Origin of the sequence: Nocardia anaemiae NBRC 100462, from assembly GCF_001612725.1 — a bacterium.
Lineage (GTDB): Bacteria > Actinomycetota > Actinomycetes > Mycobacteriales > Mycobacteriaceae > Nocardia > Nocardia anaemiae.
On sequence record NZ_BDAZ01000094.1, the window covers coordinates 1 to 12,966 of the forward strand.

Annotated in this window: 12 protein-coding genes; 5 read left to right on the plus strand and 7 right to left on the minus strand. The window is 66.4% G+C overall.

Going from position 1 to position 12,966, the window contains the following annotated elements:
• Nucleotides 1-67 precede the first annotated feature (67 nt).
• Entirely contained in the window at nucleotides 68-2,533 is a 2,466-nt protein-coding gene (locus NA5_RS37215; protein WP_174555318.1) for a primosomal protein N', read from the plus strand.
• A gap of 173 nt (nucleotides 2,534-2,706) precedes the next feature.
• Here the strand turns inward: NA5_RS37215 and NA5_RS41040 are convergent, their stop codons facing one another.
• Complete coding sequence (locus tag NA5_RS41040) at nucleotides 2,707-2,952, minus strand: hypothetical protein (protein WP_157110858.1); 246 nt, start codon at nucleotides 2,950-2,952, stop codon at nucleotides 2,707-2,709.
• Nucleotides 2,919-3,755 (minus strand): NAD(P)H-binding protein, encoded by an 837-nt coding sequence (locus NA5_RS37220; RefSeq protein WP_245672647.1) that lies wholly within the window; start codon nucleotides 3,753-3,755, stop codon nucleotides 2,919-2,921. Before NA5_RS37220 ends, NA5_RS41040 begins: the two co-directional genes overlap by 34 nt.
• An 82-nt stretch (nucleotides 3,756-3,837) precedes the next feature.
• Here NA5_RS37220 and NA5_RS37225 point away from each other — a divergent pair, with 82 nt between their 5' ends.
• The 3 genes from NA5_RS37225 (at nucleotide 3,838) to NA5_RS37235 (ending at nucleotide 6,460) form a co-directional block, all read left to right on the plus strand.
• Nucleotides 3,838-4,428, plus strand: coding sequence for a TetR/AcrR family transcriptional regulator (locus tag NA5_RS37225; RefSeq protein ID WP_062993737.1), 591 nt, complete (start codon nucleotides 3,838-3,840; stop codon nucleotides 4,426-4,428).
• 263 nt (nucleotides 4,429-4,691) lie between these two features.
• Nucleotides 4,692-5,348 carry a PadR family transcriptional regulator gene (locus NA5_RS37230; RefSeq protein WP_062993757.1) on the plus strand — a complete coding sequence of 219 codons (657 nt, stop codon included), beginning with the start codon at nucleotides 4,692-4,694 and terminating at the stop codon, nucleotides 5,346-5,348.
• A gap of 170 nt (nucleotides 5,349-5,518) precedes the next feature.
• Entirely contained in the window at nucleotides 5,519-6,460 is a 942-nt protein-coding gene (locus tag NA5_RS37235; RefSeq protein WP_084484710.1) for an esterase/lipase family protein, read from the plus strand.
• Nucleotides 6,461-6,506: 46 nt separating this feature from the next.
• On the opposite strand, the gene NA5_RS37240 is transcribed toward NA5_RS37235, so the two are convergent.
• The 4 genes from NA5_RS37240 to NA5_RS37250 all read right to left on the minus strand — a co-directional run bounded on the left by NA5_RS37240 (nucleotide 6,507) and on the right by NA5_RS37250 (nucleotide 10,799).
• A complete protein-coding gene (locus tag NA5_RS37240) occupies nucleotides 6,507-8,459 on the minus strand; it encodes a vWA domain-containing protein (RefSeq protein ID WP_062993739.1) in 1,953 nt (650 codons plus the stop codon).
• Nucleotides 8,456-9,850, minus strand: a complete 1,395-nt coding sequence (locus tag NA5_RS37245; RefSeq protein WP_062993740.1) for an ATP-binding protein — start codon at nucleotides 9,848-9,850, stop codon at nucleotides 8,456-8,458. The genes NA5_RS37240 and NA5_RS37245 overlap by 4 nt, the downstream gene beginning before the upstream one ends.
• Before the next feature lie 171 nt (nucleotides 9,851-10,021).
• Entirely contained in the window at nucleotides 10,022-10,177 is a 156-nt protein-coding gene (locus NA5_RS42725) for a DUF6131 family protein (RefSeq protein WP_245672648.1), read from the minus strand.
• Between the two features lie 160 nt (nucleotides 10,178-10,337).
• A complete protein-coding gene (locus NA5_RS37250; protein ID WP_062993741.1) occupies nucleotides 10,338-10,799 on the minus strand; it encodes an SRPBCC family protein in 462 nt (153 codons plus the stop codon).
• A 201-nt stretch (nucleotides 10,800-11,000) separates the two neighbouring features.
• Between NA5_RS37250 and NA5_RS37255 the strand changes: the two genes are divergently transcribed.
• The gene (locus tag NA5_RS37255) at nucleotides 11,001-12,206 is read left to right on the plus strand and encodes an AI-2E family transporter (RefSeq protein ID WP_084484708.1); all 1,206 of its coding nucleotides are present in this window, start codon (nucleotides 11,001-11,003) and stop codon (nucleotides 12,204-12,206) included.
• Nucleotides 12,207-12,277: 71 nt separating this feature from the next.
• Here NA5_RS37255 and NA5_RS37260 read toward each other — a convergent pair whose 3' ends face one another.
• Complete coding sequence (locus tag NA5_RS37260; protein WP_062993742.1) at nucleotides 12,278-12,676, minus strand: hypothetical protein; 399 nt, start codon at nucleotides 12,674-12,676, stop codon at nucleotides 12,278-12,280.
• Nucleotides 12,677-12,966 lie beyond the last annotated feature (290 nt).

Here is a 12,966-nt window from a genome sequence, read left to right on the forward strand (position 1 = left end):
CCGCGCGGCCACTGGCCTGTAGTTCTATCGAGGCCGCGTGCACCCACCCACAGCGGACCTCACCGCTATGGCTCCCGCGGATGCGGGAGCCGCGGCGACGCACGATTCGACAGCAGCGGGACACCCGATCGCCAGGGTGCTCCCGCTGCTGTCGCCCGCGCACCTGGACCGCGACTTCGACTATCTGGTCCCGCCTGAGTTGGACGAAATCGCCCAACCCGGCGTCCGAGTCCGCGTCCGCTTCGCGGGCCGCCTCGTCGACGGGTATCTACTGGCCCGCCTGTCACACAGCGACCACACCGGCAAAATGGTCGAACTCGAACGCGTGGTCTCCGCCGAACGCGTCCTGACCCCGGAAATCCTGCGACTCGCCACCGCCGTAGCCGCCCGCTACGCAGGCACTCGCGCGGATGTCCTGCGCCTGGCAATTCCACCGCGTCATGCGCGCACCGAGAACGGTGGCTCGAAGAAGTCGGCCGAGCCCGCGGAGCCGCAGCAAGATTCGGGCGACTCGACTGATGGCGGCACCGCTAATAGTCGAACGACGCAGGCGTCAACTCCTTCGCGCGGGCCGACTCGCGCATCCGGAAACTTGCGCGGGTCCCTCGACAGCGAACTCGGCGACGATTCCACGGTGGAACCGGCCGCGGCGGCATCGTCGTCGCGCGGTTCGTCGCCAGACCCCGACTCGGCTGCGTCGGATGCTGAGGCCGTCCAGCCTGCCGAAACTCGGAATGCCGCAGCGGCCGTGGCGGCGGATTCTGGTGCCGTGCCGTCGACAGAGCAGGCCGGTGCTGGTTCTGCCGATGCTGCCGTAGGAGCAGGGGACGCTGCGCCGGAGGGTGTGCGTGTCGTCGATGCGGCCAGGTCGGCGAATATCGCTGCGGCGCTGGCTGGTTCGAGCAGCGATGGCATGCCGGACGGGGTGGATCTGCGGTCGTGGGAGCAGTATGTCCATGGGGCGGCGTTCGTGTCGGCGCTGGGGCAGGGGAAAGGGGTGCGGGCGGGGTGGCAGGCGGTGCCGGGGGAGGATTGGGCGCGGCGGTTGGCAGAATTGGCGGCGGTTGTCGTCGGACGGGGGCGCAGTGCGATTCTGATGGTTCCGGATCAGCGGGATCTGGATCGGGTGTTGGCGGAATGTGTTCGGCTGGTGGGGGATTCGGCGATCGGATTGGCTGCTGGGTTGGGACCGGCGGCGCGGTATCGGCGGTGGTTGGCGGCATTGCGGGGGACCGCGCGGGTGATTGTGGGGACGCGCAGTGCGGTGTTCGCGCCCGTGGTTGATCTCGGGTTGATCGCGATCTGGGATGACGGCGACGATACCTATGCCGAGCCGCGGGCGCCGTATCCGCATGCGCGCGAAGTCGCGATGCTGCGGGCACACGAGACCGGGGCGGCATTCGTCGCCGCCGGATTCGCACGGACGGCGGAAATCCAGGCGGTGGTCGATTCGGGGTGGGCACATGATCTGGTCGCCGATCGTGCTGTGGTGCGCAGATTTTCGCCGCGCATCAGTGCACCGGGTGACTCGGATATCGCGATGGAGCGCGACCCGGTCGCACGGGCAGTCCGCATTCCGGCCATTGGTTACGCCGCCGCGCGATCCGCGCTGAAGGAAGGCGCTGCGGTGCTGGTGCAGGTGCCGCGGCGTGGATACATTCCGGCACTGGCCTGCGCGAAATGCCGCACGCCCGCACGATGTCGGCATTGCAACGGCCCACTTGCCCTGCCGGACGGACGAGCCGGGCATCGCGGCGAGACCGCGCATAGTCCCGCATGCCGCTGGTGCGGAATCACCGAGGCCGCATTCCGCTGTCCGGCTTGTGCTTCCAGGGCGCTGCGTGCGGTGGTGATCGGCGCGGCTCGTACCGCCGAGGAACTCGGTCGTGCCTTCCCCGGTGTGCCGATTCGCGGATCCAGCGGCGGCGCGATGCTCGACACGGTGGAACCGGGTCCGCAGGTGATCGTCGCGACCGTCGGCGCGGAGCCGGTGCTGCCCGGTGGCTATGGCGTCGCGCTGCTGCTCGACGGCTGGGCGCTGCTGAGTCGCGCGGACCTGCGGGCCGCCGAGGATACGCTGCGCCGCTGGATGTCGGCGGCCACCCTGGTGCGCAACCACGGTCAGGTCATCGTCATGGCCGAACCCTCGCTACCCACCGTCCAGGCGCTGCTGCGCTGGGATCCGATCGGCCACGCCCGTGCCGAGGTCGCCAGCCGCGCCGAGGTCGGCTTCCCGCCCGCCGTGCGCATGGCCGCCATCGACGGTACCTCCGACTCGATCGGCGAATTGCTCTCCGCCGCAAAGCTTCCCGAAAACGTCGACCTCCTCGGACCGGTGCCCCTCCCGCCCGGCGCCCGCAAGCCGTTCGACAGCGGTGACACCCCCGCGGAAGTCGAACGCGTGCTCTTGCGCGTCCACCGCAGCTCCGGCGCAGCCCTGGCTCGCGCCCTCACAGCCGCCCAGGCCGTCCGTAGCACCCACCGCTCCGATGCTCCCCTCCGGGTCCAGATCGACCCGGTCGACATCGGCTGAGCCCCACACCAGAGCCTGGCGCCAATACTGGCAACAGCAGGTCGAACAGTACATATCGCGGATAGCGGCGTCTTCCGCGAGGATGCGGGCATGGTCTGAACACATCGACAGAGGCTGCGACTGGCTCCTTTGCGGCTGCCCTGAGTGCCCGCGATATCGAACAAGCCGTATGTTTACAGCTTCTCGAGGAGAACGATTCGTATCGCGCGGAGCGCGCCGTGGATCGATTGGCACTCGGAGACCAGGCGGAATCGCTGCCCCGATGCGCTCCCTGGCTGCGGCGAAGAAACCTTTCGTCGATGATCTGCGACACCAAGCTGCTCGCCCTCGGCGTCGATGCGCGAGATCGCAAGGGCGAGTAGCAAATTCAGATCAGTCGCCAGGGTCAGCCGAAAATGGACCGATTGCGTTGCGCCCATTCGGCATACGATGTTGCGGCCCGCCCGAGCACCCGTTCGACATCGGCGCTGACCTGCTGCTCGGCAGGCGTAGGTGTGCCGAGGATATCGAGCGTGCCATCCGCGACATCCTCCGGCATGAATCGCAACATCCCGGAACGCGCCTGCTCGCGGGTCAATTCGACGAACCGCAGTGAGACTCCCAACGCATCTTCGATGGTACGAGCCTGCTGGCGCGGAGTGATCGCGGCGGGGCCGGTCAGTTCATAGGTTCGTCGGGAATGCCCATCCGTGCGCAGTACGGTCGCGGCGACCTCGGCGATGTCGCCGGGATCGATGGCGGGCAGTGCGGTATTGGCGAAGGGGGCGGCAATCATCTGCTCGGCTCGGATCGACTCGATCCACGCGTAGGTGTTGGAGAAGAATCCGGTGGGCCGCAGAATTGTCCAGTCCAACTCTGATCCCCGCAGCGCGGACTCGAACGCATGCAGTCGCGCATGGGAGGCGAGTCCGGGCCGGGTGCCCGTCGCCTGCGACGAAAGCAGCACCACCTTCTTGACCCCACCCGCCGCCGCGACCTCGATGAATCGCGCCGGATTCGGCCCGGTCACCAACTGAGGCCCGGTCAGCAGCAGGAAGAGCGCATCCGCGTTTTGGACTGCGAGGGAGAGGCTTTCTGGATCGGCCAGATCGGCCCGCCGGTGCCGCACGCCGTCGGGCAGTGCGATGTCCCGAGTCCCGCGCGATACGCCGGTCACCCGCTCGTCGGCGGCGGCGAGGTGCTGCACGAGGGTGCGTCCGATATTGCCGGTCGCTCCGGTCACTACAATCACGTTCACTCCTGAGTTAGTTGGCTGACTAAAACGACCGTAGCCGACGGATGTCAAGCTGTCTATAGTTAGCTGCATGACTAACTCAGTCGAAGGTCGGCGCGCAAAACCCAAGGCGGGCAAGCGTGAACGCCTCGCCGCCGCAGCCGCCCAGGTCTTCCACGAGCAGGGCGTCGAGAAGACGACAATCGCCGATATCGCGCGGGCCGCCGAGGTTCCGCTCGGCAATGTGTACTACTACTTCAAGACCAAGGATCAGCTGGTCGAGGCGGCGCTCGGCGCGCACGCGCAGACACTGCAGGAGTTGATCGCGGCCCTCGAGCACTACGACGAGCCGCGAGATCGACTGAAGGCGCTGGTCCGCGGCTGGGTCGACCAGCGCGACCGCGCCGTGCAATTCGGTTGCCCCACTGGAACTCTCGCCTCGGAGCTGGGCAAACGTGGCGACGGACTGGAGTTGGCGTCAGCGGCGAGTATTCGCACGCTGCTCGACTGGATCGAGCGGCAGTTCACCGCGATGGGTCGCGAGGACGCGCGGGAACTCGCGGTTGCGCTGTTCGCCGCCTATCAGGGGATCTCGTTGCTGACCAATACCTTCCGCGATCCGGAACTCATGGTGACCGAGGGGCATCGGCTGGAGCGTTGGCTCGATTCGCTTGCCCCATAACGGTCGCAGTCGATATGCCGATCGCCGCGGGTAACCGCGTGCGGCAGCCGGGGAGCCTCGGCTACGGCGGGCCATCCGGCATCGGGGCGGATGTCAATGTGATCGGCCGCGGTCGCACGCTCGCATTGGTCGAGGCGGCTGCGAACTCATCGGTCATATCGGAGCGCCCGGTCGGTTCGTGTCGTCCCTCACTCTTGCATGCGATGCATTGCCGATATATCGTCGATAGCGTGAGATATACACGAGAGCCTCAGGAGGCTGACATGGAAAACATCGAATACGGAGAATTCAGAGGTCGTGGCCGCTGGCGGAAGCCGGGACACGACGAGGGTGGCGCCGGTCGTCGCCAGCATCGCCGCGGTGGGCGCCACGGGTTCGGACCCGAGTTCGGCCCGGGCTTCGGTCCTGGTTTCGGGCCCGGCTTCGGTCCGGGATTCGGACGTGGACGCGGGCGCGGCGGCCGTGGCAGGCGCGGTGACGTGCGTGCCGCGGTGTTGTTGCTGCTCACCGAGCGCCCGATGCACGGCTACGAGCTGATCCAGCAGATCAGGGAGCGTAGCGACGACGTCTGGCGCCCGAGTCCGGGATCCATCTATCCGGCGCTCGCGCAGCTCGAGGACGAGGGTCTGGTGCTCATCGAGAAGGTCGCGGGTCGCAAGACCGCGAAGCTCACCGACGCGGGCGAGACCTATGTCGCCGAGCATCGGGACGAACTCGGCGATCCATGGGCCGACGTCAAGGAGGACGTCGGCACCCAGGCGATGGATCTGCGCGCGCTCATCGGACAGCTGATGGGTGCCGCCGCCCAGGTCGCGGCGGCGGGTACTCCGCAGCAGGCGACTCGGGCCGCGGAGGTGCTCACCGAGGCGCGCAAATCGTTATACCGCATTCTCGCCGAGGATGACTCCCCCGAAAAGTGATGGCAATGTGAAACATCGCATGAGCGTGCACTTTTCGAGCCGATCGGGTACATCATTGTGATATGGAACAGCCGAGTGGGTCGTGGGGTTGGGGAGTATCACAGTTCAGGCGTGCGGTATCTGCCGGTGTCCTGGCCGGAGCCGTCATTTTCGGCTCCGGCGCGGCGCCGATGGCGGGCGCCGAACCAAATGATCCCGCGCCGGTGAGTACGCAGATCGCTGGATATCGCCCGCCGGATGTACCCACCCAAACCGGTCCGTCCCAATCGGACCATCTGGCCGCGGCGGTGTATCAGAAGGCGCACAAGAACGTGGCCCCGGCCGGTACCAACAACTTCGACTGCAAGCCGACCGGTGCGCATCCCCGCCCGGTAGTTCTGGCCCACGGCACCGATTCCTCGGCGTACTCCGACTGGGCGGCCATCGGGCCGCAGATCTCGGCGCTCGGCTTCTGTGTCTTCGCACTCAACTACGGCGGTGCACCCGGCAAAGACACCTGGGGCACCGAGGACATCGTGGTGAGCGCCTACCAGTTCGGCGCATTCGTCGATCAGGTACTGGCCGCCACCAATGCCACCCAGGTCGATATCGTCGGATTTTCCCAGGGCGCCAACGTCACTCGGTACTACGTGAACAAGCTCGGTGGCGCGCCGAAGGTCGGCCAGTGGATCGGTCTCGCATCGCCGAGCTATGGCGGCGTGATGTACGGACTGGTGCCGGTGGCGCAGTCGATTCCTGGCGCGCTGCAGGCCTTCGTGCAGGTCACCTCGCTTGCGGCGGTGCAGCAGGTGCAGGGGTCGCCATTTATGGTCGAACTCAATGCGGGCGGTGACACCGTGCCCGGCCCGCACTACGTGACCATCGGCAGCCGCGTCGACGAGATGATCCAGCCGTTCAGCAATATCGCACTGCACGGCCCAGACGTGCAGAACATCGCGCTGCAGGACGAATGCGCGGTCGATCAGACGGGTCACTTCCACATGGTCTACGACCCATTCGTGCAGGAGCTGCTGCTACGGACGCTGGACCCGGTCCACGCACCCGCTCCGACATGTCGCGAGGTGCCGCTCGGCACCGGCATCCCCGAGGTCATCATCGCCGGACATTCCTGACGACCGCGGGTCGGCGACCGGGCGGAGGCAGTGATCCGCCGCCCGGTCAACCGCGCCTGCCGCGCAGATAGTCGCTGACCACCGCGGCGCCGAGTCCGTCCAGATCCGGGGCCACCACACGACCGCCGCTGCGGCGGGCCACCAAGTCGACGAATGCGGCCAGGCTCGGGTCCTCGCCGAGCATGAAGACGGTCACCGATGCGCCCAGCTTGGCCAGGGCGTCGACCTGGGCCATTGTCACGGCCAGGGTGCGTGGTGCGGTCGGCCAATTGAAGTACGCCGCACCGTTCGGTTCCAGATGCGCGGTCGGCTCACCATCGGTCACAACGAGCACGACTGGCACCGCGTCCGGATGTCTGCGCAGATGGCGTGCGGCCAACAGGAGTGCGTGGTGGAGGTTGGTGCCCTGTTCCCAAACGCCTTCCAGCGCAGTCAGTTCGCCGATATCAACGGTGGTGGCGTGCCGACCGAAGGTGATCAGGTTCAGCGCGTCGGAGCGGAATCGGGTGCTGATCAACTGATGCACCGCGAGGGCGGTGCGCTTCATCGGCAACCACCTACCCTCCTGCACCATCGACCATGAGGTGTCCACGCAGAGCGCAACGGCGGCCCGTGAGCGCTGCTCGGTTTCCATGATCTCGACGTCCGACACGTCGAGTGTGACGCTGCGACTGCCCACCGACATCGAGCGCAGCACCGCGTTGCGCACGGTCCTCGGCACGTCCCATGGCTCGGTATCGCCGAATTGCCATGCCCGGGTGCCGCCCGTCGGCTCGCCCGCCGCGCCGGCCAGTCTGGTATCCCGCTCGCCCCGCCGAGACCGCAACTGCCCGATGACATCGCGCAATGCGGTTTCACCGAGGCGTCGTAAAGCCTTGGGTGTCAACCGTAGTGAGCCATCGGGTGCTCGTTCGAATACGCCCTGTCTGCGTAGTTCGCGTTCCAGTTCGGCTAGTCGGGCGGCATCCACGCTGGCGTCGTCGCCGAGTTGGCGGGCCAGGGCGTCCAGATCGATATCCTCGAGGCTGGCGCCCGGATAGGACTGGCTGAGCTGCTCGGCGAGTGCGTCCAGTTCGGCGAGATCCTGTAGGGCTTGGGTACCCGCCCCGAGGCCCAACGGGTCGTTGCCGCGGAAGCGCTGGGCGGAGTCCCAGTCCTCACCCGGCCGCAGCGCGCGCAGGGCGGCGTCTAGGGCGGCCACCTGCTGGGCAATGCGCGGATCGCCGAATGCCTGTCCGATCAGCTCGGCCAGTTCGGCCTGCTGCTCGGCGGACATCGAGTTCAACATGCGTTGTGCGGCGGCGGATCTGGCGGCGAGCGCGTCGATCAGCTCATCGGTATCGCGCGGATTCTCCGGGAAGAATTCGCCGTGTTCGGCCATGAATTCGGCGAACTGCTGTTCGGTATCCTCGCCCCGCGCATGCGCCGCGAGCAGGTCGTTGAGATCCGACAGCATCCGCCCGACGCGCTCGACATCCTCGGGTGTGGTGTTCTCCAGAGCCTGTTTCATGCCCTGGAATCGCGATTCGAGCAGTTCCTGACCGAGCAGATCGCGGATCTTCTGGTAGTTCTCCCTGCCGGTTTCGGATCGCCATTGATATTCGGCCAGCTCGTTGACGGCGGCCGCGGTGCTCGGCGGCAGCGCGTCCAGTTGCGCTTCGGCGAATCTGGCGTCGTCGGAGGGATCCGGAAACAGTTCGCGGCGTTCGGCTTTCAGGGCCTGCTCCAGCAGTTCGCGGACCTGTTGCAGGGTGCCGTCGAGCCGGTGTCGTCGACTGATCTCCGCGCGGCGCTGCCACACCTGCCGGGTGAGCTCATCGAGCCCCCGCATTTCGCGCATACCGCGCCGCAGCAGTTCCTCCAGTGCGGTGCGGGGTGAGCTGCCCTCCATCACGTCGCGGCCGATCTGGTCCAGCGCCTCGCGCAGATCGAGCGGGGGCGCCAGCGGATCGGGCCCGTCGTGATAGGGCCCGTAGGCATAGCGGTCTGGAACGGTCATGACCCGTACACCGCGACGCCGTCGTCGGAATCCTTGGCTATCTGGCGGGCCAGGTAGAGGGCCTCCAACGCGAATTCGACCGCCGAGGCGATGCGGGCAGGCGGTTCGTCGGCGCCGACGCCGAGCCGACGCGCGACCTCGTGCAGGACAGGTAGTTCCGGCAACGCGGACAGCACGTCTTTACCCGGTACACGTTCGCCGGTGGTGACCAGATGTCCGTCGCCGACCGCCTCCGCCAATGGCCGCAGGTTCAGCCCACCGAGCAGTGCACTCCCGGCTTCGGCGAACGAGCGCCGCATCAGGTGCGTGAGATGCTCCTGCTCGCGTCCCTCCTCACCGGATTCGAATTCCAGCTTGCCGCGCAACACGGCGGGTACGGAGTCCAGGTCGACCGGACGCGCGACGGCGGGACGTTCGCCGGTGAGCGCCGATCTGCGCAGCGCTGCGGCGGCCACCGTTTCGGCGGCGGCGACCGCGAATCGCGCGGACACGCCGGACCGCTGGTCGATCGCGGACGATTCGCGCAGGTGCCGCACGAACCGGGCCAGCACCTCGATCAGTGGCTCGCCGACCTCGGCCACCAGTTCGGCCTCCTGCCGGACCAGTGCCACCTCGGCCGAAACGCTCAGCGGGTAGTGGGTGCGGATCTCCGCGCCGAACCGGTCCTTCAGCGGGGTGATGATCCGACCGCGGTTGGTGTAGTCCTCGGGGTTGGCGGTGGCGACGAGCAGCACATCGAGTGGTAGGCGCAGGGTGTAACCGCGGACCTGGATATCGCGCTCCTCCATCACATTCAGCAGCGCGACCTGGATGCGTTCAGCGAGATCGGGCAGTTCGTTGACGGCGACGATGCCGCGGTGGGCGCGCGGTACGAGTCCGAAGTGGATGGTCTCCGGGTCGCCGAGGCTGCGGCCCTCGGCCACCTTGACCGGGTCGACATCGCCGATCAGGTCACCGACGGAGGTATCCGGCGTGGCGAGTTTCTCCGCGTAGCGCTCGGAGCGGTGCCGCCAGGTGACCGGTAGGTCGTCGCCCAATTCCTCGGCCAGTCGGCGACCGGCCGGGCTGATCGGCGCGAGCGGATGCTCGCCCAGTTCGGTACCCGCGATGACCGGTGTCCACTCATCGAGCAGGCCGATCATGGTGCGCAGCAGCCGGGTCTTGCCCTGGCCGCGCTCGCCGAGCAGGACGACATCGTGGCCCGCCAGCAGCGCGCGTTCCAGCTGCGGCAGTACGGTTCGGTCGAAGCCGACGATGCCCGGCCACGGATCGTCGCCGGAACCCAACCGGGACAACAGGTTCTCGCGAATTTCGGACTTGACGCTGCGCGGCAGATGGCCGCCCGCGCGCAACTCGCCGACGGTGGTCGGCAGGTGCTCAGGAACAATCACCCCATCGACGCTACGTCGGTTCGGCGATCCGGTCGACGTTGCGCCGCGCTCGGAAACAAGCCGGAAATAAGCTTGACAAGCACGGGGCGCCGATCGACTGCCGCCGACGACGTGCGTGCTCGGAGGCCAGCGGTGACGGCAAGCGGATCAGCGCGCGAATGTGATTCAGGGTCAGTAGTAATGGCGTCGGCCGCCGACGGCGCGGCCCGTCGACCCCAACAGCAGTAACACGAGCCCGATCACGAGGACCACGATCCCGATGGTCCAGAGGATTGGGATGCTGAATATGAATCCAACGACAAGAAGGATGATTCCGAGAACGATCATGGCCAGCTACCTGGTTTCGCTGTTATTCGAAGGGCCGACCGCGGTCACGGGAAGAACAAAGCCACGATGATCGACCCATGTCCTGCATATTCCAGTAGACGCCTCGTGATCAGGGATGTACACCCCTGTTTATCGGCCGCAACGAGGAGGCAGCGTCAGGTCATGCGTCAGGACGTGGAATATCACCACGCCACGCGCCCGTTTCATGCGGCTGGCCTTCGATGAAGTGCTTGAAGCGCTGCATGTCTCCGTTGATGCGGTGCTTCAACACGCCGAGCTTGTCGGCGGCATTCTCCACGAATCCCTCCGGATCGATCTCCATTTGCGCGGTGATCCGCGTGTGGGTGTCGTCCAGACGGTGGAACGTGATCACGCCCGCGTGATCGGGACCATTGTCGGATTTCCACGCGACACGTTCGTCGGGATGCTGCTCGGTGATCGTCGCGTCGAATTCCCGGGTCGCGGGTCCAACATGGATACGCCAGTGGGTGTGCTTGTCGTCGAGTTGTTCTACCGCCTCCACGCCGACCATGAACTGCGGGAATTCCTCGAACTGCGTCCATTGGTTGTAGGCGGTGCGGACCGGTACTTCGACATCGACGGTCGCGGCCACAGTGCTCATGTCAGCTCCTTCCTGGCTCGTCCCGGGGGCGAGCGCTCGACCTCGTCGCGAGCCGCTCCGTGCGAGCGTCTCGGGTCAAAGCCGGGCATACCCGGACACCTATGGGCCAAACGAACGCACCATGCCTTGTGAAGGGGCTGTTTCCACGATCGGCCCATGGGTACGCCGACATGGCACAGGTCGAGGAAGAGGGCGGTTCCGATGCGGAATGAAGACACCGCAGAACCTGAGGAGCGCCACACCCCTGACGGGACGGAGCCAGGCCACAGGGACCTGGTCGCGCAACCCCACACCACCGACGAAGGCGCACCGATCATTACCGCCGAAGCGGCGGCGGCGCGGGCCAGTACGCCGCAGCACCCGCTGGGCAAGCCCGGGCGACGATTCGATCCGCGATCGCCGTTCATGGTCGGCATGGCAGGCGCGGCCGGGGTGGCGGTGACCTACGGCGCGATCCAAGCACTGATCGCCGTGAGTCAAGTTCTGGTCTTGATCACCATCGCGTTGTTCCTGGCAATAGGGTTGGAACCTGTTGTGTCATGGCTGGTTCGGCCGTGGTTTCCACGATGGGCTGCCGTGACCGCCGTGTTCCTGGTCGCGATCGGTCTGCTGGCCGGGTTCCTCGCTGCCGCGATACCGCCACTGATCACCCAGGGCAGCGCGCTGGTCCACAACGCTCCGGACTACGTCGCACATCTCGCGCAACGGTATCCGCTGATCGACACGCTCAACACTCGCTTCCATCTCCAGGACCGAGTCCAGCAAGGACTCGGATCCGATCCGTCGAAGCTGGCCGGTGGCATCCTCGGCGCGGGCCGTCTCGTGTTCAGCATCGTCAGCGGCACGGTGGTCGTCGCCGTGCTCACCGGCTACTTCATGGCAAATTTCGCACAGGTTCGAACGTCGATCTACCGGCTGTTTCCACGCTCGCGCCGACCTCGAGCGATCCTGATCGGCGACGAGATCTTCGTGAAGGTCGGCGGATACATCCTGGGCAATCTGGTCATTTCGCTGATAACCGCGGTGCTGACCTTCATCTGGCTGCTGATCTTCGACGTGCCCTATCCGCTGTTGCTGGCTGTCTTGGTCGCCGTGCTGGACTTGATCCCGGTGGTTGGCTCCACGCTGGCCGGGATCATCGTGGCCCTGGTCGCGCTCACCGTATCCCTGCCGGTCACGGTGGCAACCGTCGTCTTCTTCATCGTCCTGCGGTTGTTCGAGGACTACATACTGGTGCCCAGGATCATCGGCAGAACGGTGCGGGTGCCAGCGATCGTGACGGTCGTATCGGTTCTGCTCGGCGGTGCGTTGCTCGGAATTGTCGGCGCCCTGCTCGCCATCCCGGTCGCCGCCGCGGTGCTGCTGATTCTCAGCGAAACGGTGTTGCCGTCTCTGGACGAGCGCTAGCTATCCCTGGTTCGTCCGCTCATGCACCACGGCGCGAGCGGCGACCGGCATCCGGCTGATCAGGATCGATATCAGGGGTTGTGGGACGGCTGTCCGGGATCAGCTCCTTGCCGCTTCTCACCCGACTTCGAATCCGGATCGACCTTGTTCGCGCGCTCCCATTCCTTGTCCAACTCGGTTCGCGAATCCGCAGCCTCGCTGTGATGCACATGCGCCTGCTGGGCGAGCTGTTCGGCCTGCGCCGCCTTGACCTCACTTTCCGCCTGCGCCGCCCGGCTGCTGGCGGCAATCTCCTCCGCCCGCGCTTCTCGCTGACCGACCTCGAATTCCCGTTCCGCCGCGCGGTCACGGATGCCAGCGGCTTCGACCCGCTGGTGTTCGCGCCGTTTGCGCTGCAACACCCACGCAACGGCCACGAGCAAAATGACCAAGACGACGACAATGATCACGATCACAACGGTGGTGCTCATCTTTCGACTCCTCGCACTCACCCCCTTTCACCCTAACGCCACTCGACCACCCCGGAACTGCGGAAATGTGCGATCGGACGCTGAGGCCGATCCGGCCACGTGGCTATGCCCAGCAGGCCAGGCCCGGTGTCGGGAGGTGAGCAGACGAAGGGCGACTTCGGGTCGCTGACGAGGCTGCTCTCGGGCGGCCGGGCGGAGGGGTGAACACCCCGCCCGGACCGCACTGGAGTTCTACCAGCTTTTTCTCGTTCGGTCCGGGAGATCCGTGTGAACGGTGTCGCTCTCTAGAA

Coding starts and splice junctions, on each gene's coding strand:
- NA5_RS37240 (WP_062993739.1), bottom strand. CDS start 8,459: ATGACCGTTCCAGACCGCTATGCCTACGGGCCCTATCACGACGGGCCC.
- NA5_RS37255 (WP_084484708.1), top strand. CDS start 11,001: ATGCGGAATGAAGACACCGCAGAACCTGAGGAGCGCCACACCCCTGAC.
- NA5_RS37250 (WP_062993741.1), bottom strand. CDS start 10,799: ATGAGCACTGTGGCCGCGACCGTCGATGTCGAAGTACCGGTCCGCACC.
- NA5_RS37215 (WP_174555318.1), top strand. CDS start 68: ATGGCTCCCGCGGATGCGGGAGCCGCGGCGACGCACGATTCGACAGCA.
- NA5_RS37230 (WP_062993757.1), top strand. CDS start 4,692: ATGGAAAACATCGAATACGGAGAATTCAGAGGTCGTGGCCGCTGGCGG.
- NA5_RS41040 (WP_157110858.1), bottom strand. CDS start 2,952: ATGGGCGCAACGCAATCGGTCCATTTTCGGCTGACCCTGGCGACTGAT.
- NA5_RS37225 (WP_062993737.1), top strand. CDS start 3,838: ATGACTAACTCAGTCGAAGGTCGGCGCGCAAAACCCAAGGCGGGCAAG.
- NA5_RS37260 (WP_062993742.1), bottom strand. CDS start 12,676: ATGAGCACCACCGTTGTGATCGTGATCATTGTCGTCGTCTTGGTCATT.
- NA5_RS37235 (WP_084484710.1), top strand. CDS start 5,519: ATGGCGGGCGCCGAACCAAATGATCCCGCGCCGGTGAGTACGCAGATC.
- NA5_RS42725 (WP_245672648.1), bottom strand. CDS start 10,177: ATGATCGTTCTCGGAATCATCCTTCTTGTCGTTGGATTCATATTCAGC.